The sequence below is a fragment of the Streptomyces decoyicus genome (genome assembly GCF_019880305.1).
Classification (GTDB): domain Bacteria; phylum Actinomycetota; class Actinomycetes; order Streptomycetales; family Streptomycetaceae; genus Streptomyces; species Streptomyces decoyicus.
Window position 1 is genome coordinate 2,996,216 of the sequence record NZ_CP082301.1, and the last position, 24,953, is coordinate 3,021,168.

The following is a 24,953-nucleotide window of genomic DNA, read 5'->3' on the forward strand; positions in this document are numbered from 1 at the left end:
GCGAACCGCTCCCCCGGCGTCGGAACGGGTGGAATCACATCCAACGGGGGAAACGGTGGAATTCGTGAATGCCAACACTCTCAGCCATGTCGTCAAGCGCACGGCCGTCCTCACCGCGACCGCGGGGCTGCTGACCGCCGGACTGCTCACCGGTCCGGCGTCCGCCGACAGTCCGGCCGGCGGCCGGCCCGGCACTCTGGCCGCCTGCGCGTACTACAACGGAAACGCCCTCACCGTCTACGGTCAGCGCGGCGACCGCGTCTCGCAGGTGCAGTGCCTGCTGGCGAACCGCCGCTATCTCCCCTGGGGAGATGTGACCGGGTACTTCGGTCCCAAGACCCGGGCCGCGGTGAAGAAGTTCCAGTCCCGGCACCATCTGACCTCCAACGGCAAGGTCGACAAGAAGACCTGGCGCGCGCTCTACGCCTGATCCGCGTCCGGCGGTCCGGCGGTCCGGCAGCTCGCAGGCCGGACGCCGGCAGGTTCGCGGCTTACGTGGGGCGGGCCGGTTCCCCAGCTGGGGAACCGGCCCGCCCCACGGCCATTTGCACGGCACTTCCCGGACCGCGGCACGTCCCTGACCACGGCACTTCCCGGACCACGGCACTTCCCGGACCACGGCGCATCCCGGACCGCGGCACTTCCCGGACCGCGGCAGCCCTCGGGCTGCGGCACTCCCCGGGGCCGCTGCACTCCTCGGACCGCGCCCCCTGACCCACGCCGATCGGCCCGCCCCGGTGGCGAACCGTCCCGCCCCAGTTCCGGACCGTCCCGTCCCGCCACGGTTCCAGACCAATCCGTCCCGGTTCCGAACTACCCCGCCCCGGTTCCGGACCGTCCTGCCCCGTCCCGCCCCGGTTCCAGACCATCCCGCCCCGGTTCCGAACTGCCCTGACCCGCTTCCGGTCCGTCCCACCCCCGTCACAGCCATCCGCCCCGCGTCACGGCTGTCACCGTTACGCGGGGCTTCCGTCACAGCCGATCAACAGCCCCTCCCCGATGGTTACTCGGTGTCGTTGTCCAGACACAGGGTGAGTGATCACCAGGCCGTACGCAGCCCCCTGCCGGCTCCCCCGGGCCGACCCTGCGAACGGCGCTCAGGAGGTGGCAGAGATGACCGACCGCAAGCTCTGGTCGTACAAGGAGATCGCCGCGCACATCCAGGTGCAGCCGGACACCGTGCGCTCCTACCGCAAGCACGGGCTGCTGCCCGAACCGGATCTGGTGGAGGGCGGGAAACCGTACTGGTTCGCCGACACGGTCAGAGCGTGGGTGGCGCGGCGGCCGGGCCAACGCGGCCGGCGCTGAGAGCCACCTAACCGGCCCGGAACCCCCGGCAGCCCCGCCGGGCGACGCCGGGCGACGCCGGGCGATTCCGGCGATGCCGGGGGCCGGGGGACACCCGCCCGCCAGGCCTCCCGGCCCTACGATCGAGGTATGCCCCAGAAACCCCAGGCAGCGGCTCCCGCCCGGATCGCGGTGATCGGCGGCGGCGCGATCGGTGGCTACACCGCCGCCCTTGCCCAGTGGGCCGGTCTCGACGTCACGCTGTGCGTCCGCAGCCCGCTGGAGGGTCTCAGCGTCGAGAGCGGCGGCACGGTCCGGCCCGCGGCGGTACGCATCGTCACCGACCCCGCGCAGGTGGCGCCGGTCGACTGGGTGCTGCTGACCACCAAGGCGCAGGACACCGCGGGCGCCGAGGGCTGGCTGCGGCGGCTGTGCGGCCGGGACACGGCCGTCGCGGTGCTGCAGAACGGCATCGGCCTGAAGGAGCGCGTCGCTCCGCTCGTGCCCCGGGGCACCCGCATCCTGCCCACCGTGGTCTACATCTCGGCGGAGCGCACCGCGCCCGGCCGCATCCTGCATCACGTCGCCAGTGAACTGCATGTGCCCGAGGGCCCGTTGGCCGACCGGTTCGCCGCCGTGCTGGACGGCAGCGGGCTGCGGGTGCATCGCGTTTCCGACTTCACCACGGCCGCCTGGCGCAAGCTGTTCACCAACCTCGCGGCCAATCCGATCACCGCCCTTCTCCAACAGCGGATAGGGATCTTCGCCGACCCGGAGATGGCCGCGCTCACCCGCGATCTGCTGCGTGAGGCGGCCGTCGTCGCGCGCGCCGAGGGCGCGGACATCGGCGAAGCGGATATCACCAGGACGCTGGAGCTCTATGCCACCGCACCTCCGGACGGCGGCTCCTCGATGCTCTACGACCGCCTCGCGGGCCGCCCCCTGGAGCACGAGTTCCTGACCGGCGCGGTGGTCAGGGCCGGTGAACGGCACGGCATCGCCACCCCGTTGAACAGGATGCTGCTGACCCTGCTGCGAGCGGTGGACCACGAGCTGCGGCGCGAAGGCACGCATGGACATCGGGACGTACGGGCCTAGAGGTGTAAGGGACGCAGGGACGTACGGGCGTAGAAATGTAGGGGCGTACGGACTTGGGGGCGTACGGACATAGGGGCGCGGCCATAGGACGTACGGACTGCGGGCATAGGGCCGCGAAGGCGTACCGCGGGGCCGGAGAGGGCTGGGTAGGAAAGGCGCAGCCTGCGCGGGCGTCAGACGGGCCGGGGTGGTGCCGTCGAGCCCCTGATCTCCAGTTCCGGGGCCACGAGTTGCCGGCCGGCCGGGGCGTCCGGGCGTTCCATACGGTCCAGGAGGCAGCGCGCCGCCCGTCGGCCGACCTCGTGGCTGGCGTTGTTGACCGAGTTCAGCCAGAGGTGGCGGATGCGGGCGAGGTAGGTGTTGTCGTAGCCGACGAGGGAGAGGTCGGCGGGGACCTCCAGGCCCAGCTCCTGGGCGGCGGACAGCGCGCCGACGCCGGAGATGTCGTTGAACGCGAAGACGGCGGTGGGGCGTTCGGCAACGGGGCCGCCGGAGCCGCGCGAGGGGTTGAGCAGCCGGACCGCGGCGCGGTAGCCGCCCTCCTCGGTCCCGTCGCCGTTCTCCACTACGGCGCTCGCCGCCAGGCCGTGGGCGCGTACGGCGGACTCGAAGCCGCGTCGGCGGAGTTCGCCGACCAGTCCCTGCCCGGCGATATGGGCGATCCGGCGGTGGCCGAGGCCGATGAGGTGCTCGGTGGCGAGCCGGGCGCCGCGCTCGTCGTCGTTGGCGACCAGGTCGACGCGCGGCAAACGGGGTTCGTGGTTGCCCGCGATGACGGTCGGCAGCCGTTCGGCGACCTCGGCGAGGCCGTCGGTGTCCGGGAGCGTGCCGACGACGACGATGCCGTCGACCCGCAGCTCCTGGAAGGTGCGGGCGAAATCCTGGCCGGCCCGCCGGTCCAGCCGGCCGTCGGCCATCAGCATCCGCAGGCCGTGCGCCTGTAGCAGGGAGTTCAGCCCGTCGAGCACCTCGACGAACCAGGGGTTGCGCATATCGTTCAGCAGCACGCCGACGGTGTGCGTACGGCGTGCGACAAGACTGCGGGCCGCGGCGTTCGGCCGGTAGCCCAGCTCCTCGATGGCCTCCAGCACGGCCTGCCGCTTGGCGTCGCTGACCCGCGGCGAGCCCTGCAATACGAGCGAGACCAGCGACTTGGAGACGCCCGCGCGCTCGGCGACACCACGGATCGTCGGAGGCCGGCCCGCTTCCGGGACCGCTCCCGGCCGGGCGCCCGTCCGCGCGCCCGGTCGCTCTTCAGCCTTGTCTTCGGCGTTGTCTTCAGCCTTGTCGTCGGCCTTGCCTCCGGACGGCTCTCCGGCACCGCCTCCGGACCGCTCTCCGGGCCGTCCGCGGGCTCGCTGGTTGGACCGTTCCATAGCCGGAAATCCTTCCATCGGGGCGGGTGAGCGTCAATCCATGGGAGCGAGTGGGCCTCAATGCGCCACTGCGCCCCTGCAGAACGGTTGACATGCGGACATCAGGACATGCAGGGTGCCGGTATGGCGAGGGTTGGACCGTTCCAAAGTGGTCGGGGCGGGCGCCTTCCTCCCCCTCCCGCCTCCCCTCCCGCCTTCCTCTCCCTCTCCTCCCCCTTCCTCTCCTCCCTCCTCCTCTTCGCTCTCCGTACTTCCGGAAAGGACCCGAGGCATGAAGATCGGTCTGATCGGCACCGGGCGCATCGGCGCGTTCCACGCCCACACCCTGCGGAGCGTCCCGGGCGTCACGGACATCGTGGTCGCGGATGTGGACACCGCCCGCGCCGCGTCACTGGCACAGACCCTCGGCGTACGGGCCGCCGCGAGCATCGAGGAGATGTACGCGGACGGTCCGGACGGCGTGGTGATCACTGCCGCGACCAGCGCCCACGCCGGCCTGATCCACCAGGCCCTGGACGCCGGGGTGCCGGTGTTCTGCGAGAAACCGGTCGCACTGGACGTGCCCGGCACCGTCGGTGTGGTGGAGCGGGCGCAGGCCGGCACCGTGCCCGTACAGATCGGCTTCCAGCGTCGCTTCGACGCGGGCTACCGCGCCGCGCGCGAGGCGCTGCACTCCGGGGAGCTGGGCTGGCTGCACACCCTGCGCGCCTGCACCAGCGACCGGACGCCGCCGCCCGCCGGCTATATCCCCACCTCCGGCGGGCTGTTCCGGGATTGCAGCATTCACGACTTCGACATCCTGCGCTGGCTCACCGGCCGCGAGGTGGTCTCGGTCTACGCCCAGGGCGCCAACCGGGGCGCGCCCTTCTTCGCCGACGGTGACGATGTGGACACCTGCGCGGCGCTGCTGCGCTTCGACGACGACACCCTGGCCACCGTCACGGCGACCCGCTACAACGGGGCGGGCCATGACGTCCGCCTGGAGGTCTGCGGCTCCGAGGGCGCCCGCTTCGTCGGCCTGGACGACCGGGCGCCGCTGCCGTCGGCCGAGGCGAAGCTGTCGTGGCAGCGGGCTGCCGACCCGTACGCCACGTTCATGGAGCGCTTCCACGACGCATACGTCACCGAACTGGGCGTCTTCGCCGAGGTCGTGGCGGGCCGGGCGCCGAGCCCGTGCTCGCCGGCGGAGGCGCTGGAGGCGCTCTATGTCGCCGAGGCGTGCGAGCGTTCGCGGCGCACCGGCGGGCCGGTCGCCGTGGCGGATGTCCGGGCCACCGCCGGTGGTGCGGCTCCGGGCGCGTGAGCGACCCCGACTTTCTGACGTTCCCCTTCATCACACCCTCCCGCCCCTCAACTCCCTTCGCCGGCACGGTCCGACGGTGCGGGGCCCGCCGCTGCGGTCAGGTCCAGCCGCCACTCGTTGGAGCGCATCAGGTGCCCCTTCGGATACTCGAAGGCGCGCTCTCCGACGAGGGTGAACCCGGCCTTGCGGCAGACCGCATTGGATGCGGCGTGCTCCACCGACGGAAAGGCATGCAGTGAGCGGTGCCGGCCCTCGGCCCTGGCCGCCGCGATGACCTCGCGCGCCGCCGCGACCGCGATGCCCCGGCCCTGGAACTCGGGCAGCACGCCCCACCCCGTCTCGTACACCTCCTCCCCCTGCTGTCCCCGCTCCCAGAAACCTATGGACCCGGCCACCGCGCCCTCCGGGTCGACGATGATGCGGAACATCTGCCCCGCTCCGTCGAGGTCGAGATAGCGCGCATGCCGGGCGAGCAGTTGCTCCTCGGTCTCCGGGCCGCCCAGGTGGGCGGTCATCTCCGGTGCGTTGGTCCTGCGCAGCAGATCGAGGTCGGCCGCCGCCCACGGCTCGATCCGCACCCGCAGCAGAGCCGAACCGTCACTCTCCGTAATCAACGTCATGTCTGAACTGTAAGGGCACCCACTGACAATCACGCCGGTGCCGACAGCAACAGGGCGGCAGCGACACGGCTACGGCAACAGGAGGAAGAGACGGAAAGGGCGGAAGGGATGGAAAGGGCGGAAGGGATGGAAAGGGCGGAAGGGACGGAGGGACGGAGGGACGGAAGAGGCGGAAGAGGCGGCAACGGGCCGGCAGCGACGGCACGGTGAGGCCTGAATCGCCCGCCCGCCCGGCCACGGCCCACCCCGTCACGTCGCCGCAGACGAGGCCCGGCCGCCCCACCCCTCGCCCCTCCCCCCGTCGCCCCCCTTGGAGGCTCCGCCGCTCTCGCCCTCGCCGTTCTCCTCCGACGGTTCGCGCAGGGTGCGGCGGCGGGCGGCCCACTGGATCGCGGCGCCGACCGCGGCGACCGCGCAGGAGACGCCGAAGCCGATGCCGGCGGCGTAGAGCGGGCGGCCGGTGGTGGCACTGCCGAGGTAGCCGAGGCCGACCGAGTACGTCGCCCAGGTCGCCTCGGCGATTCCGGCACCGAGGACGTATTTGCGCACCGGGTAGCGCAGCACTCCGGAGGCCAGGGCGCCGGCGATCCGCCCGCTGGGCAGGAACCGTATGGCGATCACGAAGGGCAGGCCGTAGCGCTGGATCCGGCGCGAGGTCCATTCCAGCAGCGCCTCGCGGCGGGGGTTGCGGCGCATCCAGGCACGTACGGGCTCGCCGAACCGCCGGGCGGCCAGGTACATCAGGAGGTCTCCCAGCAGGGCACTGCCTCCGACGATGAGCAGGATCAGGGGGAGGAACACCTCGCCCCGGGCGGCGAGTACTCCGGTCGTGACAAGCAGGGCGGAGTTGGGGACCAGCGGTGGCAGCGTGGTGAGCACCAGCAGGCCGTAGAGGGCGAGTACGTCCATACGGCCGCCTCCTCGGATCCGCCCCGAGCCCGTACCCCAAGGCTGACGCGAGGAGGGGCGCGCGGCAACGCGATGGGCGCGCCGGAGCCTGGAAACGATACCCCCTAGGGGTATAAAGTGCTCAGGGTCGGGAGACACCGGCAGCCGCCGGGCCTCTCGCGGTGCGTTGCGGCACCACGACACTTGGCACCACACGGAACACATCGGCACCACAAGGAGAATCCCCCATGGCCGAGAACAGCTCCTGCTGCACCCCCGAAGGCTCCTGCCACTCCGGCGGCACCGACGTCCAGGTCGGCGAGGTGACCACCACCTACAAGGTCACGGGCATGACCTGCGGCCACTGCGAGGGGGCGGTTACGTCCGAGCTCGGCGGGCTCGCCGGGGTCAGCTCGGTGCAGGCGGTCGCGACCACCGGCCTGGTGACCGTCACGTCCAAGGCCCCGCTGGACGAGGACGCCGTGCGCGCGGCCGTCGACGAGGCCGGCTACGAACTCGTGGGCCAGGCGACCTGATCCCGGCTCCCCGTTCCACCACGCGCGGCGCAGGCCGGGGTCGACGTGGACAGGGGCGGTCCGCGGCCTTCATGGCCACCAAGGGCCCGCGCCCACGAAATTTCACACAGCCCTTACAACTGACACAACACCCATACCCAAGGGCCTCGATCTCCAGATCGAGGCCCTTGACCGCATTCGCCCCTATATGGCAAGAGACCCAGATCACACTCATCGGAACGTAACCATTGAGGGGGGTCGTGAGTCTAACCGGGCAGTGCAGGCACCCCGGCGGGGCTTGTACTGCAACAGCCGTGCAGGTCTTGGGGGATCGTGCCCGGCTACGCGTGGCCGGGGCGACGCGCCCGGGGAGCTTTGAGCGGCCCTCCCGAATGTGCGCGTCCCGGCAGATCGCGGTGCAACCCGGAACACCCGGAGGGATCCCGTGGGGGGAATCCAGCCGGGATAGGGGAAGCGCCCCGCGCTCTGGACCCGTGGGGGGATCCGGAGGCGGGGCGCTTTCTCGTTGCGCTCGTCAGGGCTGCCCTCGAAGGGCGGCCGTCAGCGCTCCTCGACCGGCACGAAGTCGCGCTCGACGACACCGGTGTAGATCTGCCGCGGGCGGCCGATACGGGAGCCGGGCTCCTTGATCATCTCGTGCCACTGGGCGATCCAGCCGGGCAGCCGGCCGAGCGCGAAGAGCACCGTGAACATCTCGGTCGGGAAGCCCATGGCCCGGTAGATCAGGCCGGTGTAGAAGTCGACGTTCGGGTAGAGCTTGCGCTCGACGAAGTAGTCGTCGGAGAGCGCGTGCTCCTCCAGCTTGAGGGCGATGTCCAGCAGCTCGTCGGACTTGCCGAGCGCGGAGAGGACGTCGTGCGCCGCCGCCTTGATGATCTTCGCGCGGGGGTCGAAGTTCTTGTAGACGCGGTGCCCGAAGCCCATGAGCTTCACGCCGTCTTCCTTGTTCTTCACCTTGCGGATGAAGGAGTCGACGTCGCCGCCGCTGGCCTGGATGCCCTCCAGCATCTCCAGCACGGACTGGTTGGCGCCGCCGTGCAGGGGGCCCCACAGGGCGTTGATGCCGGCGGAGATCGAGGCGAAGAGGTTCGCCTGCGAGGAGCCGACCAGGCGGACCGTGGAGGTGGAGCAGTTCTGCTCGTGGTCCGCGTGCAGGATCAGCAGCTTGTCGAGGGCGCTGACCACCACCGGGTCGAGGTCGTAGTCCGCGGCGGGCACCGAGAAGGTCATGCGCAGGAAGTTCTCGACGTACCCGAGGTCGTTGCTCGGGTAGACGACCGGGTGGCCGACCGACTTCTTGAACGCGTAGGCCGCGATCGTCGGGAGCTTGGCCAGCAGCCGGATCGTGGAGATGTGGCGCTGCTGCTCGTCGAACGGGTTGTGGCTGTCCTGGTAGAAGGTCGACAGCGCGCTGACGACCGAGGACAGCATCGCCATCGGGTGGGCGTCCCGGGGGAAGCCGTCGTAGAAGCGCTTGACGTCCTCGTGCAGCAGGGTGTGGTACGTGATGTCCTGCTTGAAGTTCGCCAGCTCATCGACGGTGGGCAGCTCGCCGTTGATGAGGAGGTACGCGGTCTCGACGAACGTGCTGCGCTCTGCGAGCTGCTCGATCGGGTACCCGCGGTAACGAAGAATGCCGTTCTCACCGTCGAGATAGGTGATCGCGGATTTATACGCCGCGGTGTTGCCGTAACCGGAATCCAGGGTCACCAGACCGGTCTGGGCGCGAAGCTTCGAGATATCGAAGCCCTTGTCGCCAACAGTGCTGTCGACGACCGGGTAGCTGTATTCGCCGTCCCCGTAACGCAGTACTACAGAGTTGTCGCTCACGTCATCCCTCACCGACGTTGTGCCTCTTCTTCGAGGTGCCCTGACTGCCTATACCTTCCCCCATTTGGGCCTTGGTTGTGCACTCGGGGTCGGCTATAGAGCCTGTCTGCGGCACTCAGTGCCGTCTGAGTGCCCATCCTGCCCCCCTTCGCCCCGAATAGGAAAGAGGGGTGACCTCACATCGCACCGGCGAGCCGGTGATCGAGCGCTGTACACCGCCGACCGGCGGATACCGTGCGGACGGCCTGCCCCAGGGCCTTGCGGGAGCCGACCAGGACCACCAAACGCTTTGCCCGGGTCACAGCGGTATACAGCAAATTGCGCTGAAGCATCATCCAGGCACTGGTGGTGACCGGAATCACCACCGCTGGATACTCACTACCCTGCGAGCGGTGGATCGTCACGGCATAGGCGTGGGCGAGTTCGTCGAGTTCGTCGAAGTCGTACGGAACCTCCTCGTCCTCGTCAGTGCGGACGGTCAGCCGCTGCTCGTCGGAGTCCAGGGCGGTGACCACGCCCACCGTGCCGTTGAAGACGCCGTTGAGGCCTTTTTCGTAGTTGTTGCGGATCTGAGTGACCTTGTCGCCGATGCGGAAGACCCGGCCGCCGAAGCGGCGCTCGGGCAGATCGGGGCGGGCGGGGGTGACGGCCTGCTGGAGCAGGCCGTTCAGGGCGCCCGCACCGGCCGGGCCGCGGTGCATCGGGGTGAGCACCTGGACGTCCCGGCGCGGGTCGAGGCCGAACTTCGCCGGGATCCGGCGGGCCACGACATCCACCGTCAGCCGGGCGGCCTCCTCGGCGTCGTCCTCGGCGAACAGGAAGAAATCCGTCATGCCGGTCGTCAGGGGCGGGACGCCGGAGTTGATGCGGTGGGCGTTGGTGACCACTCCGGACTGCTGGGCCTGCCGGAAGATCCGGGTCAGCCGGACGGCCGGCACCGTCCCTCCCGCCACCCGACCACCACCCCTGTCCGACACTCCCCCAGACTCCGCCCGGGGGGACCCCCCTCGCGCGGCCCCTCCCCCGTCGAGCAGATCGCGCAGCACCTCGCCCGCACCCACCGAAGGCAGCTGGTCGACATCCCCGACCAGCAGCAGATGGGCGCCCGGCGGCACCGCCTTGACCAGCTTGTTGGCGAGCAGCAGATCCAGCATCGAGGCCTCGTCGACGACCACCAGATCGGCGTCCAGCGGCCGCTCCGCGTCATAGGCGGCGTCCCCGCCCGGCTTGAGCTCCAGGAGGCGGTGGACCGTGGAGGCCTCCGCGCCGGTCAGCTCCGAGAGCCGTTTGGCCGCCCGGCCCGTGGGCGCCGCCAGCACCACCTTGGCCTTCTTGGCCCGGGCCAGCTCGACGACGGACCGGACGGTGAAGGACTTGCCGCAGCCGGGCCCGCCGGTGAGCACCGCGACCTTCTGCGTCAGCGCCAGCCGCACCGCCTGCTGCTGCTCGGGGGCCAGCTCGGCGCCCGTCCTGCGCGCCAGCCAGGCCAGCGCCTTGTCCCAGACGACGTCCCGGAACGCCGGCATCCGGTCCTCGTCCGTACGCAGCAGCCGGGTCAGCCGGCCGGCCAGGGAGATCTCGGCGCGGTGGAAGGGCACCAGGTAGACGGCGGTCACGGGCGGCGCACCGTCCGCGCCGCCCGGCACCTTCTCGCGCACCACGCCCTCCGGGTCCGCGGCCAGCTCGCTGAGACAGTCGATGACCAGGCCCGTGTCCACCTGGAGCAACTTCACGGCGTCGGCGATCAGTTGTTCCTCGGGGAGGAAGCAGTGGCCCTGGTCGGTGGACTGCGACAGCGCGTATTGCAGGCCCGCCTTGACCCGGTCCGGGCTGTCGTGCGGGATGCCCACGGACTGGGCGATGCGGTCGGCGGTCAGGAAGCCGATGCCCCAGACGTCGGCGGCCAGGCGGTAGGGCTCGTTGCGGACGACGGAGATGGAGGCGTCGCCGTACTTCTTGTAGATCCGCACGGCGATGGAGGTGGACACGCCGACGCCCTGGAGGAAGACCATGACCTCCTTGATGGCCTTCTGCTCCTCCCACGCCGCGCCGATCATCTTCGTCCGCTTGGGGCCCAGGCCGGGCACCTCCACCAGACGCCCGGGTTCGTTCTCGATGACCTCGAGGGTGTCCGTGCCGAAGTGCTCGACGATGCGGTCGGCGATGCGGGGTCCGATGCCCTTGATCAGGCCGGAGCCCAGATAGCGGCGGATGCCCTGGATCGTCGCGGGCAGGAGGGTGGTGTAGTTCTCGACGGTGAACTGCTTGCCGTACTGGGGGTGGGAGCCCCAGCGGCCCTCCATGCGCAGCGATTCGCCCGGCTGCGCCCCGAGCAGGGCGCCGACGACGGTCAGCAGATCGCCCGCGCCGCGCCCCGTGTCGACCCGCGCGACGGTATAGCCGCTCTCCTCATTGGCGTAGGTGATCCGCTCCAGGACCCCTTCCACCACGGCTGCGTTGACCATGGACCGACCGTACCGCCGGGGTCTGACACCGCGCCGGGAGGCGGGAGAACCTGCTTCCCCTCGACGGGAGAACCGGCTTCCCATCGAGGGGCCCGTCCGATGGTCGGGCCCCTCGATTCCCCCTCCGTGCCGGCCCCGGGTCCCCCCCGGGCCCCTCCCCTGTCGGGACCAGCGTCAGCTATGACCTTTGTGGACGGCCAACGGTTGCGCGCATCCGCTGAGTTATTTCTCCGGTACCCGCTGTGCGCTTTCCCCTCGTCATCCGACGCGTTTCCTGTCAGCCGACGCGCCTCTCGTCGTCCGACGCGTCTCTCGTCAGCCGACGCGCCTCTCGTCGTCCGACGCATCTCTCGTCAGCCTACGTGCGTCAGGAAGCGGTCCACGATCTCGGCCAGTACCTCCGTGCCGTCCCGCGCCCACAGTGCCGGGTTGAAGATCTCCACTTCGACCGGCCCCCGGTAGCCGGCCGCCTCGACCCGCTGCCTGAACCAGCGCAGATCCACCACGCCGTCGCCGAGCTGCCCGCGCCCCAGCAGGACGCCCGCGGGCAGGGGCGTGACCCAGTCGGCGAGCTGGAAGGCGGCGATCCGCGCACCGTTCTCCTTGCCGGTGCCGCCGGCGCGGCCGATCTGCGCGCCGACGGTGTCGTCCCACCACAGGTGGTAGGTGTCGACGATCACGCCCACCTGCCCGGCGGGGAACCGTTCGGCGAGGTCCAGCGCCTGGGCGAGCGTGGAGACCACACAGCGGTCCGCCGCGTACATGGGGTGCAGCGGTTCGACGGCCAGCCGGACGCCCCGTTCGGCGGCGTAGGGGCCCAACTCGCCCAGGGCGTCGGCGACCCGCTCCCGGGCGCCGGGCAGGTCCCGGCTGCCGGCCGGCAGTCCGCCGGAGACCAGGACCAGGGTGTCCGTCCCGAGGGCGGCGGCCTCGTCGACGGCCGCCCGGTTGTCGTCCAGGGCGGCGGCCCGCTCGCCCGGGTCCAGCGCGGTGAAGAACCCGCCCCGGCACAGGCTGGTGACCCGCAGCCCGGCGTCCCGTACGAGCCGGGCGGCCGCGGCCACCCCGTACTCCTGCACGGGGGCGCGCCACAGGCCCACGCCCCGTACGCCCGCCCGTGCGCAGCCGTCGGCGAGTTCGGGCAGCGACCACTGCCGGAGGGTCTGCTGGTTGAGGCTGAGTCGGTCGAGGAGGGAGGGGGTGCCGTCGCTCATGCGTCCTCCGCCCCGTATACCGCGAGCAGGGTGCGCATCCGGTGGGCGGCGAGCTCCGGGTCGGGGAACAGGCCGAGCCCGTCGGCGAGTTCGTGGGCGCGCCGCAGATGCGGCAGGGAGCGGGCCGACTGGAGACCGCCGACCATGGTGAAGTGCGACTGGTGGCCCGCCAGCCAGGCCAGCAGGACGATGCCTGTCTTGTAGTGGCGGGTGGGCGCCTGGAAGAGGTGCCGGGAGAGCGCGACGGTGGGGTCCAGGACGGCCCGGAAGCCCGCGGTGTCCCCGGCGTCCAGGAGGCGTACGGCTTCGGCGGCGGACGGGGCGAGCGGGTCGAAGATGCCCAGCAGGGCATCGCTGAAGCCGTGGTCGTCGCCGGCGATCAGCTCCGGGTAGTGGAAGTCGTCGCCGGTGTAGCAGCGCACCGTCCCGGGCAGCCGGCGGCGCAGCCGTACCTCCCGGCCGGCGTCCAGCAGGGAGACCTTGACGCCGTCCACCTTGGCGGGGTGGCCGGCGATGATCGCGAGGAGTGTCTCCGTGGCGGCGTCGGGGTCCGCGCTGCCCCAGTAGCCCGCCAGCGCCGGGTCGAACATCGGGCCGAGCCAGTGCAGGATCACCGGCCGTGCGGCCTGGCGCAGGAGGTGGCCGTAGAGCTCCTGGTAGTCCTCCGGTCCGGTGGCGGCCGCAGCCAGCCGGCGGGAGGCCATCAGTACCGGCCGGGCGCCGGCGTCCTCGACGAGCCCGAGCTGTTCCTCGTACGCGCCGCGGACGTCGGCCAGGGAAGCGCCGTGCGGCGGCAGTTGGTCGGTGCCGACGCCGCAGGCGAGCAGGCCACCGACCGCCCTGGCCTCGGCGGCGGAGCGCCGGATCAGCTCGGCGGCGGCGCCCCAGTCCAGGCCCGCACCGCGCTGTGCGGTGTCCATCGCCTCGGCCACGCCCAGGCCGTGCGACCACAGGTGGTGCCGGAAGGCGAGGGTGGCGTCCCAGTCGACGGCGGCCGGGCCGTCCGGGGTGGTGTCGGCGCGCGGATCGGCGACCACATGGGCGGCGGCGAGGACCGTACGGGAGCCCAGCGGGGGCCGCGCGGAAGCCGGCCGGGGCGCGGGGTGCGCCGCGGACGGGGCGGGGTCGGCGGGCGCGTTCACCGGCTCGGCTCCGGTACGTCCAGGCGGCGGCCCTCCGCCGAGGACCGCCGGGCCAGTTCGGCGAGCTGGACGCCGCGGGCGCCCGCCGCCAGGTCCCAGTGCCAGGGCTCGTCGCGGACGACATGCCGCAGGAACAGCTCCCACTGCGTCTTGAAGGCGTTGTCGAAGGTGTCGTTGTCGGGGACTTCCTGCCACTGCGCGCGGAACGGCTCGGCGGCCGGGAGGTCGGGGTTCCACACCGGCTTGGGGGTGTGGGCACGGTGCTGGACCCGGCAGTGGCGCAGCCCGGCGACGGCCGAGCCCTCGGTGCCGTCGACCTGGAACTCCACCAGCTCGTCGCGGTGCACCCGGACCGCCCAGGAGGAGTTGATCTGGGCGACGGTGCCACCGGGCAGCTCGAAGAGGGCGTATGCGGCGTCGTCGGCGGTGGCTTCGTAGGGGGTGCCCGACTCGTCCCAGCGGCGTGGGAGGTGCGTGGCCAGGTGCGCCTGGACGGTTCTGACCGGCCCGAACAGTTCGTGCAGGACGTACTCCCAGTGCGGGATCATGTCGGCCGCGATGCCGCCGCCGTCCTCGGCCCGGTAGTTCCAGGAGGGGCGCTGTGCCCGCTGCCAGTCGCCTTCGAAGACCCAGTAGCCGAACTCGCCCCGTACGGACAGGATGCGGCCGAAGAAGCCGCCCTCGACGAGGCGGCGGAGCTTGCGCAGGCCCGGCAGGAAGAGCTTGTCCTGGACGACGCCGTTCTTGACGCCCGCCTCCTGGGCCAGCCGGGCCAGTTCCAGCGCGCCCGCGAGGCTGCCGGCGGTGGGCTTTTCGACGTAGAGATGCTTTCCGGCAGCGATCGCCTTCTTCACGGCCTCCTCGCGGGCGGCGGTGATCTGCGCGTCGAAGTAGATGCCGATGGTGTCGTCGCCCAGTACGGCGTCGAGGTCGCAGCTCCAGTGCGCCAGGCCGTGCCGTTCGGCCAGTGCCCGCAGCTTGGGCGCGCTGCGGCCGACGAGCACGGGTTCGGGCCGGATCACCGTGCCGTCGGCCAGTTCGAGGCCGCCCTGATCCCGCAGGGCGAGGAGGGAGCGGACCAGGTGCTGGCGCTGCCCCATGCGCCCGGTCACGCCGTTCATCGCGATGCGTACGGTCGTGTGTGCCACGGCCCGTCCCCTCTCCGAGATGGGAGTCGCGCTCTTAGGTCAGGAACCTGTGAGCCGGACGGCCGGACGAAACCCGCGAGAAGGAGTTTTCCACCGATCCTGGCGGTGGCGGCCGGCCTCTGCTTATCCTTGACTCAGTCAAGGGTGAGGGGTCGACGATGCCAACCGGGACACCATCCGCCACGACGTCCGCGACGCCGTCCGGCGCGGCGTGCGACGCAGGACCCGACGCCGCGGCCGACGTCCGCGAGCTGCGCCGGTTCAACCGCTTCTATACGAACCTGATCGGTGCCCTCGACTACGGGCGCCATCTCTACACCCCGTTCACCCTCACCGAGGCCCGGGTGCTCTACGAGGTCGCCAACCATCCGCGGGTGGACGCCGCCGATCTGCGCGCCTCGCTGTCCCTGGACGCGGGCTATCTCAGCCGGCTGCTCGGCAGGTTCGAGGACCGCGAGCTGATCACCCGCGGCAAGTCCGAGCAGGACCCCCGGCGGCAGCGCATCACGCTGACCGAGGGCGGCAGGGAGGTGGCCGGCCTGCTGGAGGAGCGCTCCCAGGACGCCGCGGGGTCGCTGCTGGAGCGGCTGCCGGCGGCGGACCGGGCCCGTCTGGTGGACTCGATGCGGACCATCCGCGCGCTGCTCGGCAAGGGGGCGGAGCAGGGCGCCGAGGACCGTGCCCCCGAGGTCGCGCTGCGCACGTCCGGACCCGGGGACCTGGGTTGGATGGTGGAGCGCAACGCGGCGCTCTACGCCGCCGAGTACGGCTTCGATCTGAGCTATGAGGCGCTGGTGGCCCGGATCGTCGCGGAGTACGCCGAGCAGTTCGACCCGCGGTGGGACCGCACCTGGATAGCGCAGCTGGGCGGGGACCGGGTGGGCGCGGTGATGTGCGTACGGGACGGCAGGCCCGGGGTCGCCCGGCTGCGGCTGCTGCTCGTGGAGCCCGGCGCCCGCGGCCACGGGGTGGGCCGTCAACTCGTGGATTCCTGCGTGGAGTTCGCCCGGGGCGCCGGATACGACGAGATGGTGCTGTGGACCAATTCCGTCCTGGGCGCGGCCCGCGGCATCTACCAGCGGGCCGGGTTCGAGCTGGTCTCCGAGTCGGCGCACCACAGCTTCGGACAGGACCTGGTCGGCCAGGACTGGCGGCTGGCACTGTGAGGCCGTGGGTGACGGGGCGGGTGAGAGAAGCGATGAAGGCGGGCATGGCGGGAAGGACGGGAAGGACAGCGATGACGTAAGCGACACGAAGGAGCGCCGGCATGCCCCCCACGGACCGCGCGGACGGCAGGACCCCCGCGATGCGGTATGCGTTTTCGACCCTCGGTGTGCCCGGGATGCCGGTGCCCGAGGTGCTGCGGCTGGCCACCGAGACCGGGTATCAGGGGGTGGAGCTGCGGGCCCATCCGGAGGAACCGGTGCATCCGCTGATCGGGATGCGGGAACGCGCCGCGGTGCGGGGACAGTTCGCGGACGCCGGCGTGGAGATCCTGGCCGTGGCCGGATACGCCCGGGTGGCCGCCGCCCGGGACGCGGCGGACGAGGAGGCGCTGGCACATGAGCTGACGGAGCTGGTGTTCCTCGCCTCCGATCTGGGGGCCCCGTATGTCCGGGTCTTCCCCGGCGGCGAGGGCCGCCCGGCGGCCGAGGCGGACGCGGATGCCGCCCGCCGTCTCGCCGCGGTGGCGCCGCTGGCGGCCGAGCGGGGTGTCCAGGTCCTGCTGGAGACCCATGACTCGCACGGTACGGGCGCGGCCGCCGCCCGCGTTCTGGGCCTGGTGGGCCATCGCCGGATCGGTGCGCTCTGGGATGTGCTGCACAGCTGGCTCGGTGGCGAGGAGCCCGTCGACACCCATGCCGCGCTCGCACCGCACCTGGGCTATGTGCAGGTCAAGGACGTCGCCTCGGCCGAAGAGCGCACACCCCTCCCGCTCGGGGCCGGCGCCCTGCCGCTGGCGGCCGCCCTGGGCACCCTCGGCCGGGAGCCCGCGGGCGCCGAGGGCCCGGTGCCGGCTCCGGAGGGCACCTACGACCAGGGGTCGGGCGGCTGGCTCTGCTGGGAGTACGAGAAGCGCTGGTTCCCGGAGGCGGCCGACCTCCCCGGCCTCCTGGTCCCCGGCCGTGAGCACCTCCAGCGGCTCCTCGGCCGGTCCACCGCCGCCTCCTGACCGCGGGCCCCTCGGCCGGCCCCCCGCCCGACGCCCCATCACATATCCCCGCCCGCCCCGCAATACCTGAGCGCCACCACGGATCGAGTCATTGACCGACAATAGTTTTCCGGCTATCCGTGTCTCCTTGGAAGTTTCCTTCAATGAGCCGAGGAAGCCCTCCGGAAGGAGCGCACATGCACTCCAGACGTACCGTCCTGACCTCCGCGGCAGCGGCGGCCGCCGCCGCTGCCGCGGGCACGGGCGCCGCCCCCACGCACGCCACGGCGCCCGCCATCGGACCCCAGTCCTCCCCCGCCTCCACGCCCGCCCCCTCCGCCGCCACCCGGGCCCGGCTGCGCCGCCTCATCTCCCGTATGTCACCGGAGGAGAAGGCCGGCCAGCTCTTCGTCATGCGGGTCTACGGGCACTCCGCCACCGACCCCGACCCGGCCGACGCCGACGCCAACCGCAAGGAGATCGGCGTCGCCAACGCCGCCGAGCTGATCGCCAAGTACCACGTCGGCGGCATCATCTACTTCGGCTGGGCGCACAACACCCGTGATCCGCACCAGATCGCCGATCTCTCCAACGGCATCCAGAAGGCCGCGGCCGCCCAGCGCGTCCCCGTCCCGCTGCTGATCTCCACGGACCAGGAACACGGCATAGTGGCCCGGGTCGGCGCGCCCGCCACGCTCTTCCCCGGGGCGATGGCGCTCGGCGCGGGCGGCTCCCGTGACGATGCGCGCACGGCGGCCCAGATCGCCGGCGCGGAGCTGTACGCCATGGGCATCCGGCAGGACTACGCGCCGGACGCCGATGTCAATGTCAACCCCGCCAACCCGGTCATCGGCGTCCGTTCCTTCGGCGCGGACCCGCAGGCCGTGGCCCGTATGGTCGCCGCCGAGGTGAAGGGCTATCAGGGCGCCGGGATCGCCGCCTGCGCCAAGCACTTCCCCGGGCACGGCGACACCGACACCGACAGCCACATCGGGCTGCCGTACATCCACCACACCGCCGAGGAGTGGGAGCGGCTGGACGCGCCGCCCTTCAAGGCCGCGATCGCCGCCGGCATCGATTCGATCATGACGGCGCATATCGTCGTGCCCGCCTTCGACCCGAGCGAGGACCCGGCCACCCTCTCCCGTCCGATCCTCACCGGCATCCTGCGCGAACGCCTCGGCTACGACGGGGTGGTGGTGACGGACTCCCTCGGCATGGAGGGCGTACGGAAGAAGTACGGCGACGCGCGGGTGCCCGTACTCGCCCTCAAGGCCGGTGTCGACCAGCTGCTGAACCCTCCGGACCTCGCCGTCGCGCATGCCGCCGTCCTCAAGGCGGTCGCGGAGGGCGAGCTGAGCGAGCGGGACATCGATGCCAAGCTGATGCGCATCCTGCTGCTCAAGGAGCGGCGCGGACTGTTCAAGGACCCGTACACCACCCCTCGCGCGGTGGACCGGGTCGTCGGCACCCGCGGTCATCTCGCCACCGCGGACCGGATCGCGGACCGCACCACCACCCTGCTGCGCAACGACGCCGGGATCCTGCCGCTGTCCCGGCGACGGGAGCGCCGGGTGCTGGTGGCGGGCGTCGATGCGGCCGCGCCGTCCGGCACCGGCGGCCCGCCCACCACGGTCCTGGCGAAGGCCCTCACCGAGCTCGGCTTCACGGCCACCGCGCTCTCCACGGGCATGCTGCCGACCCAGCAGCAGATCGACGAGGCGGTGGCGGCGCTCGGCGAGCGGGACGCGGTGGTGGTGGCGACGTACAACGTGAGCGCGGACTCCCGCCAGCGGAAGCTGGTCGCCGCGCTGCTGGCCACGGGCAAGCCGGTGGTGCAGCTCGCGGTCCGCAACCCTTATGACATCGCCCAGTTGGACGGGGTCAGGGCGGCCCTGGCGAGCTACTCCTGGACGGATGTGGAGCTCCGGGCGGCGGCCCGGGTGATCGCCGGCCGACGGGACCCGGCCGGCAGACTGCCGGTCGCGATAATGCGCGCCGACGCCCCGGCGCAGCCGCTCTACCGGATCGGTCACGGTCTGACGTACTGAGTGCGGCGGACGGGTACGGCGCGCTCCCCGGTCCGGGGGAACGCGCCGCATCCGTCACTGGCTCAGGCCTCCGGGCCGCCGGCCCTGCGGGCTCACGGCGAGCGCGTCACGGCCTCACCGCTTCAACGGCGACCGCCTCACGCCTCACGCCTCACGGCCTCATGGCCTCATGGCCGCAGCATCGGCATCCGCCGGATCTCCTGCTTGTCCAGCTGCTTGTTGTGCGGCGCCAGCGGTGTGGCCTGGCCGTCCGGGGCGCGGACACCGGCCCAGTCGAGAAGCTCGGCGGTGGCCTTGGTGCGGTCGGCCTCCTTCAGCTTCGCGATGTTCGAGCCGTGGTTGCCGCCGGGCACGGTGAAGACATAGGAGTCCCGGGCGCCCTTGCCGACCTCGAAGTGCTCCGAACTCCACGGGTCGTACTGGCCGTTGACGAACATCATCCGGTCCGCGTGGTGACGCACCCAGTGATCGATGTCGGGCATCGCGCGCTTGTCGAAGCGCATCGGGATGTCCTTCGGCACGAACGAACGGGAGTTGTTGATCCCGGGGTACTTCAGCAGGCCGGCCAGCTGCGGGTAGCGGTACCCGGGCTCACCGAGCTGGGTGCCCGCCTGGTAGTAGTACGGCGTGTACGGCTCCATGCCCTGGTCGGTGTAGCTGTCGAAGCCGCCGACCGTGTCCATCCACTTCCACAGCTCGTCCGTGGAGACGGTCGGCTCGGGCACCTCGGCGCAGGCGGTCTCGGCCGGCTGGTACTGCCAGAAGCCGAACACCAGGTCCGTGACCATGACTTCATAGGCCCGGTCGGCGCTGCCGACGGTGTTGAAGGTCTGCTTCTCCTTGTCGGCCCAGGCCTGGAAACGGCCGACCATCTCCTTGCGGCGCACCAGGGCCTCGCGCTCGATGGCGGCGAGGTCCGTGCGGCACTGCGCGGTCCCGACGGTCTTGAAGAACCGGTCGTACGCCGAGTCCTCGTCGTTGCGTACGTCGTTGGGCGCGACATAGGCGACGGTGCCGTCCATGTCGTGCGGGAAGAAGCGGCGGTAGTACGTGGCCGTCATACCGCCCTTGCTGCCGCCCGTGTCGATCCAGTTCTGGCCGTAGATGCGGTGCAGCACCCGGAAGAGGCGGTGCTGGTCATTGGCGGCCTGCCGGATGTCCAGCTTCTTCCAGTCGGTGGGCGTGGGCCGCGACGGGGTGAAGTAGCGGTACTCCAGCGAGACCTGGTTGCCGTCAATGATCTTGGTGGGCTCACTGCGGGACGGCGTGGTGTTGACGTTGTAGCCGGAGGTGAAGAACACCGTCGGCCGGTCCACCGATTTGTGCAGCACGGTCAGCCGCTGCTGGAAGGTCCCCTTCGAGGGGTGCCGGTGGTCGATCGGCTGGGTGTAGTTCAGGACGAAGTAGCGGTAGCCGTCGACCGGCTTCTCTTCGATGAGGCTCATGCCCGGGATCGCCAGGATCCGGTCCTTGATGTCCTCGGTCGTCGGCTCGGCGGCGGTGGCCGCCCCTGCCGACGCGCTGCCGGCTCCCGCCGTGCCTATGAGCACCGCGAGCGACAGCAGCCATCTGGTGGCCTTGCGCATGCACCCTCCCCTTGGGATAGCAAAGGTCGGGCTGAACCTATCGGCGCGACGGGGGTGCCACCAGCCCCTGGCACCGTTCGGTGGATCAGCCGAACGGCGCCAGGGCCTGGATTCCGGCCCGCTGCCTCAGGCCACGAGCTCCTCCTCCTCGCCCGTGAAGGTGCGCCACAGCTCCGCGTAGCGGCCGTCGCGGGCCAGGAGTTGGTCATGGCTGCCGTCCTCGGCTATCCGGCCGCGGTCGAGCACCACCACGCGGTCCGCGCGGGCCGCGGTCGTCAGCCGGTGGGCGACGATCAGGATCGTGCGCGCACCGGGCCGCGACGAGGGGTCGTGGCCGGGCGACGGGTGGGAGGTGCGTGCGCCGGCACTCGACGAGGGGTGGTGGTCGGGCGACGGGACACGGCGCCCGACGAGGCGGTCGGTGGCCTGGTTGACGACCGCTTCGGTGGCCAGGTCCAGGGCGGCGGTGGCCTCGTCGAGCAGGAGCACGTCCGGGTCGACGAGTTCGGCGCGGGCCAGCGCCAGCAGCTGGCGCTGCCCGGCCGAGAGATTGCGGCCGCGCTCGGCGATCTCGTGGAGGTAGCCGCCGTCGAGAGTGGCGATCATCGCATGGGCCCCGACGGCCCGCGCGGCGGCTTCCACCTCGGCATCGGTGGCATCCGGGCGGCCGTAGGCGATGGCGTCACGGACCGTGCCGGCGAAGAGGTAGGACTCCTGGGGGACGACACCGAGGCGGCGGCGGTAGCCGGTCAGGTCCAGCTCGCGCAGGTCGGTGCCGTCGATACGGACGGCGCCCGCTGACGGGTCGTAGAACCGCGCGACCAGCTTGACCAGGGTGGACTTACCGGCGCCGGTCTCCCCGACGAAGGCCACGGTCTGGCCGGCCGGGATGGTCAGATCGACACCGGCCAGCGCCGGCTCGTCGCCCTCGCCGTAGTGGAAGTGCACCCCGTCGAAGGTGATGTCGCCCCGCAGCGCGGGCACCTCGCGGGGCCGCTCGGCGGCCGGGGTGGTGCTCGGCTCGCGCAGCAGCTCCTGGATCCGGCCGAGCGAGACGGACGCCTGCTGGTAGCCGTCGAAGACCTGGGAGAGCTGCTGGACGGGGGCGAAGAACAGGTCGATGTAGAGCAGGTAGGCGACCAGCGCACCGGCGGTGAGGGTGTGCGAGCCGACCCGTTCGGCACCGACGATCAGCACCAGGGCGGCCGCCACGGACGACAGCAGCTGGACGAACGGGAAGTAGACGGAGATCAGGAACTGGCCGCGCACCCGGGCCTTGCGGTAGGCGTCGCTGCGGGCGGCGAACCGCTCCGCGCCCCTCCCCTCGCGCCGGAACGCCTGGACGATCCGCAGCCCGGCCACGCTCTCCTGGAGGTCACCGTTGACGACGCTGATCCGCTCGCGGGCCAGCTCGTACGCCTTCACGCTCTGCTTGCGGAAGAAGTACGTGCCGATGATCAGCGGCGGGAGGGTGGCGAAGACGACCAGGGCCAGCTGGACGTCGATGGCCAGCAGCGCGACGAGTATGCCGAAGAAGGTCAGCATCGAGACCAGGGCGGTGACCAGGCCGGTCTGGAGGAACGTCGACAGCGCGTCCACGTCGGTGGTCATCCTGGTCATGATCTTGCCGGTCAGCTCGCGCTCGTAGTAGTCGAGGCCGAGGCGCTGGAGCTGCGCGAAGATCTTGAGCCGGAGGGAGTAGAGGACCCGCTCGCCGATGCGTCCGGTCATGCGGTAGCCGCCGATCTGCGCGGCCCACTGAGCCAGCACCACGAGCAGGGCGAGCCCGGCCGCCGTCCAGACTCCGGCCAGCACACCGAGCCGGACGCCCTCGTCGATGCCCTGCCGGATCAGGACCGGCAGCAGCAGCCCGGCCACCGCGTCCATGGCGACCAGCGCCAGCGCGAAGACCAGCGGCCCGCCGAAACCGTGCAGCAGCCGGCGCAGGCCGTAGGACCGCTCGGGGCGCACGGCCTGGTCCTCGTCGACGTCCGGGAGGTCCGTGGCGGGCGGCAGGGCGGCGACCTGGGCGAGCAGCTCGGGGGTGGCCGGCAGTCCGGCCATCGCGGCGCCGATACCGGGCCCGGCCGCGACGGCCGCACGGGCCGCCATCCCGGCTCCGCCCTCCTCGGCCTCCTGTTCGCGGCGGACCCACAGTTCGGGGGTGATGGTGCCGTCCGCCCCCGGCCGGCCTGCCGCCCCCTCGGCCTCGCCCGCCGCCCCGTCGGCGTCCGCCGCCGGCTCCCCGGCCGGCCGCCCGCCGCCCGCGAACTCGCTGTCGAAGGCCCCGGCCAGCTCGCCCGCCGGGTCCCGCTCGACGCCGCCCAGCTCCTCCGGGTCGGTCAGCAGCCTGCGGTAGAGCGGACAGCGCTCTTCGAGCTCCTCCTGGGTGCCGATGTCGACCAGCCGTCCGTCGTCGAGGACGGCGACCCGGTCGGCGAGCGCCAGGGTGGAGGCGCGGTGGGCGATGAGCAGGGTCGTCCGGCCCTCCGTGACTCCGCGCAGCGCCTCATGGATCTCGTGTTCCACCCGGGCGTCGACCGCCGAGGTCGCGTCGTCCAGGACCAGCAGCCGGGGGTCGGTGAGGATGGCGCGGGCCAGGGCGACGCGCTGCCGCTGGCCGCCGGACAGGGTCAGCCCCTGCTCGCCGACCTTGGTGTCGTAGCCGTCGGAGAGCTCGGATATGAAGCCGTCCGCCTGGGCGGCGCGGGCCGCGGCGCGCACCTGTTCGTCGGTGGCTCCGGGGTGCCCGTAGGCGATGTTGTCGCGTACGGAGTCGGAGAACAGGAAGCTGGTCTCGGGGACCAGGCCGATGGCGGCGCGCAGCGACGGGAGGGTCAGCTCGCGCACATCGTGGCCGCCGACCAGGACACGGCCGGCCGAGACGTCGTAGAAGCGGGGCAGCAGCAGCGAGACGGTGGATTTCCCGCTGCCGGACGTGCCGACCAGGGCGACCGTCTCACCGGCCTCGATGCGCAGCGAGAAGTCGTCGAGCACGGGACGGCCGCGGCGGACGGGGCGGCCGTCGTCCGGGGCGCCCTCCGCGGGCCCCTCGCCGTGGCCGTCGTGCGGCGGCGCGTAGCCGAAGGTCACCCGGTCGAAGACGACCGTGGCCGGAGCGTCGGCGGGCAGCTCATGGGCGTCCGGCCGCTCCTTGATCGACGGCTCGGTGTCGATCAGCTCGTAGACCCGCTCCACACCGGCCCGCGCCTGCTGGCCGACGGTCAGCATCGCGGCCAGCATCCGGACCGGGCCGACCAGTTGGGCGAGGTAGGTGGAGAAGGCGACGAAGGTGCCGAGGGTGACCTGTCCCTGTGCGGCCATCCAGCCGCCGAGGGCCAGCATCGCGACCTGGCCGAGCGCCGGTACGGCCTGCAGGGCGGGGGTGTAGCGGGCGTTGAGCCGGACCGTGCGCAGCCGTCCGGCGAACAGCCGGCGGCTGACCTCGCGCAGCTTGCCGGTCTCCTGCTCCTCCTGCCCGAAGCCCTTGACGACCCGTACGCCGGAGACCGCGCCGTCCACGACACCGGCCACGGCGGCGGCCTGCCCCTGGGCGTACCAGGTGGCGGGGAAGAGCCGGGCGCGGCTGCGCTGGGCGATGAACCACAGGGCGGGGGCGACGGCCAGCGCGACGACGGTGAGCAGCGGCGAGAGCACCGCCATCACGATCAGCGAGATCACGAACAGCAGGACGTTCCCGATCATCATCGGGAGCATGAACAGCAGGCCCTGGATCAGCTGGAGGTCGCTGGTGGCGCGGCCGACGACCTGGCCGGTGCTCAGCTCGTCCTGCCGCCGGCCGTCGAGCCGGGAGATGGCGCCGAACATCCGGGTCCGCAGATCGTGCTGCGCGTCCAGGGCGAGCCGGCCGCCGTAGAAGCGGCGGATGTAGGTGAGGACGTAGACCACGACCGCGGCGGCGACCAGCACGCCGGCCCAGGGGCCGAGGGGGCGCTCGTGCTGGACGATGACATCGTCGATGATCAGCTTCGGTACGAGCGGGACCAGGGCCAGCACGCCCATGCCGACCAGCGAGGAGCCGAGGGCGAGCAGCACGTCCTTCTTGTACTGCCAGCAGTCGCGGCTCAGCCGCCGCGCCCAGCCCACTCGTTCCGTATCCGTCCCCGCCACCCGGTGCCTCCCGCGCCTCGACACTTAACGCATGGCACCAACACCGCGGGGTGCGGATTTCATCCCGCTGTAACAATTCTCCGTGACGGCGGCCGCACCCGCACACGCAGACGGCCCCGCCCCGGG

Annotated in this window: 18 protein-coding genes; 8 read left to right on the forward strand and 10 right to left on the reverse strand. The window is 71.7% G+C overall.

Annotated features, from left to right (window positions below; translation table 11 throughout):
- The first annotated feature begins 64 nt into the window (after positions 1-64).
- From K7C20_RS13120 to K7C20_RS13130, 3 genes are all read left to right on the forward strand, one after another.
- A complete protein-coding gene (locus K7C20_RS13120) occupies positions 65-430 on the forward strand; it encodes a peptidoglycan-binding domain-containing protein (RefSeq protein WP_030088065.1) in 366 nt (121 codons plus the stop codon).
- A 683-nt stretch (positions 431-1,113) separates the two neighbouring features.
- On the forward strand, positions 1,114-1,308 hold the full coding sequence (locus K7C20_RS13125) for a helix-turn-helix transcriptional regulator (protein ID WP_030088067.1): 195 nt from the start codon (positions 1,114-1,116) through the stop codon (positions 1,306-1,308).
- Between the two features lie 129 nt (positions 1,309-1,437).
- Positions 1,438-2,385, forward strand: coding sequence for a 2-dehydropantoate 2-reductase (locus K7C20_RS13130; RefSeq protein ID WP_048830257.1), 948 nt, complete (start codon positions 1,438-1,440; stop codon positions 2,383-2,385).
- A 173-nt stretch (positions 2,386-2,558) separates the two neighbouring features.
- Here the strand turns inward: K7C20_RS13130 and K7C20_RS13135 are convergent, their stop codons facing one another.
- Entirely contained in the window at positions 2,559-3,761 is a 1,203-nt protein-coding gene (locus K7C20_RS13135) for a LacI family DNA-binding transcriptional regulator (RefSeq protein ID WP_030088071.1), read from the reverse strand.
- A 271-nt stretch (positions 3,762-4,032) separates the two neighbouring features.
- On the opposite strand from K7C20_RS13135, the gene K7C20_RS13140 reads away from it, so the two are divergent.
- On the forward strand, positions 4,033-5,064 hold the full coding sequence (locus K7C20_RS13140) for a Gfo/Idh/MocA family protein (RefSeq protein WP_030088072.1): 1,032 nt from the start codon (positions 4,033-4,035) through the stop codon (positions 5,062-5,064).
- A gap of 47 nt (positions 5,065-5,111) precedes the next feature.
- On the opposite strand, the gene K7C20_RS13145 is transcribed toward K7C20_RS13140, so the two are convergent.
- Both K7C20_RS13145 and K7C20_RS13150 read right to left on the reverse strand, forming a co-directional pair.
- Positions 5,112-5,684 (reverse strand): GNAT family N-acetyltransferase, encoded by a 573-nt coding sequence (locus K7C20_RS13145; protein ID WP_048830258.1) that lies wholly within the window; start codon positions 5,682-5,684, stop codon positions 5,112-5,114.
- Between the two features lie 249 nt (positions 5,685-5,933).
- A complete protein-coding gene (locus tag K7C20_RS13150; RefSeq protein WP_053210371.1) occupies positions 5,934-6,593 on the reverse strand; it encodes a DedA family protein in 660 nt (219 codons plus the stop codon).
- 227 nt (positions 6,594-6,820) lie between these two features.
- Between K7C20_RS13150 and K7C20_RS13155 the strand changes: the two genes are divergently transcribed.
- Positions 6,821-7,108, forward strand: a complete 288-nt coding sequence (locus K7C20_RS13155; protein WP_030087810.1) for a heavy-metal-associated domain-containing protein — start codon at positions 6,821-6,823, stop codon at positions 7,106-7,108.
- Between the two features lie 540 nt (positions 7,109-7,648).
- Here the strand turns inward: K7C20_RS13155 and K7C20_RS13160 are convergent.
- From K7C20_RS13160 to K7C20_RS13180, 5 genes are all read right to left on the reverse strand, one after another.
- Positions 7,649-8,938, reverse strand: coding sequence for a citrate synthase (locus tag K7C20_RS13160; protein WP_030087808.1), 1,290 nt, complete (start codon positions 8,936-8,938; stop codon positions 7,649-7,651).
- Between the two features lie 176 nt (positions 8,939-9,114).
- Complete coding sequence (recD2, locus tag K7C20_RS13165; protein WP_030087806.1) at positions 9,115-11,403, reverse strand: SF1B family DNA helicase RecD2; 2,289 nt, start codon at positions 11,401-11,403, stop codon at positions 9,115-9,117.
- Between the two features lie 353 nt (positions 11,404-11,756).
- Entirely contained in the window at positions 11,757-12,617 is an 861-nt protein-coding gene (locus tag K7C20_RS13170) for a sugar phosphate isomerase/epimerase family protein (RefSeq protein ID WP_030087804.1), read from the reverse strand.
- Positions 12,614-13,759 carry a dihydrodipicolinate synthase family protein gene (locus tag K7C20_RS13175; protein ID WP_053210372.1) on the reverse strand — a complete coding sequence of 382 codons (1,146 nt, stop codon included), beginning with the start codon at positions 13,757-13,759 and terminating at the stop codon, positions 12,614-12,616. The genes K7C20_RS13170 and K7C20_RS13175 overlap by 4 nt, the downstream gene beginning before the upstream one ends.
- A complete protein-coding gene (locus tag K7C20_RS13180; protein WP_053210377.1) occupies positions 13,756-14,880 on the reverse strand; it encodes a Gfo/Idh/MocA family protein in 1,125 nt (374 codons plus the stop codon). Before K7C20_RS13180 ends, K7C20_RS13175 begins: the two co-directional genes overlap by 4 nt.
- A 185-nt stretch (positions 14,881-15,065) precedes the next feature.
- Between K7C20_RS13180 and K7C20_RS13185 the strand changes: the two genes are divergently transcribed.
- From K7C20_RS13185 to K7C20_RS13195, 3 genes are all read left to right on the forward strand, one after another.
- Positions 15,066-16,073 (forward strand): bifunctional helix-turn-helix transcriptional regulator/GNAT family N-acetyltransferase, encoded by a 1,008-nt coding sequence (locus K7C20_RS13185; RefSeq protein ID WP_245171841.1) that lies wholly within the window; start codon positions 15,066-15,068, stop codon positions 16,071-16,073.
- A 140-nt stretch (positions 16,074-16,213) separates the two neighbouring features.
- Entirely contained in the window at positions 16,214-17,080 is an 867-nt protein-coding gene (locus K7C20_RS13190; RefSeq protein WP_053210378.1) for a sugar phosphate isomerase/epimerase family protein, read from the forward strand.
- Positions 17,081-17,256: 176 nt separating this feature from the next.
- Positions 17,257-19,110: a glycoside hydrolase family 3 protein gene (locus K7C20_RS13195; protein WP_222892589.1), complete on the forward strand. Its 1,854-nt coding sequence runs from the start codon at positions 17,257-17,259 to the stop codon at positions 19,108-19,110.
- 167 nt (positions 19,111-19,277) lie between these two features.
- Here K7C20_RS13195 and K7C20_RS13200 read toward each other — a convergent pair whose 3' ends face one another.
- Both K7C20_RS13200 and K7C20_RS13205 read right to left on the reverse strand, forming a co-directional pair.
- Positions 19,278-20,696, reverse strand: coding sequence for a S28 family serine protease (locus K7C20_RS13200; RefSeq protein WP_053210374.1), 1,419 nt, complete (start codon positions 20,694-20,696; stop codon positions 19,278-19,280).
- A 126-nt stretch (positions 20,697-20,822) separates the two neighbouring features.
- A complete protein-coding gene (locus tag K7C20_RS13205) occupies positions 20,823-24,827 on the reverse strand; it encodes an ABC transporter ATP-binding protein (RefSeq protein WP_053210375.1) in 4,005 nt (1,334 codons plus the stop codon).
- Between the last annotated feature and the right edge of the window lie 126 nt (positions 24,828-24,953).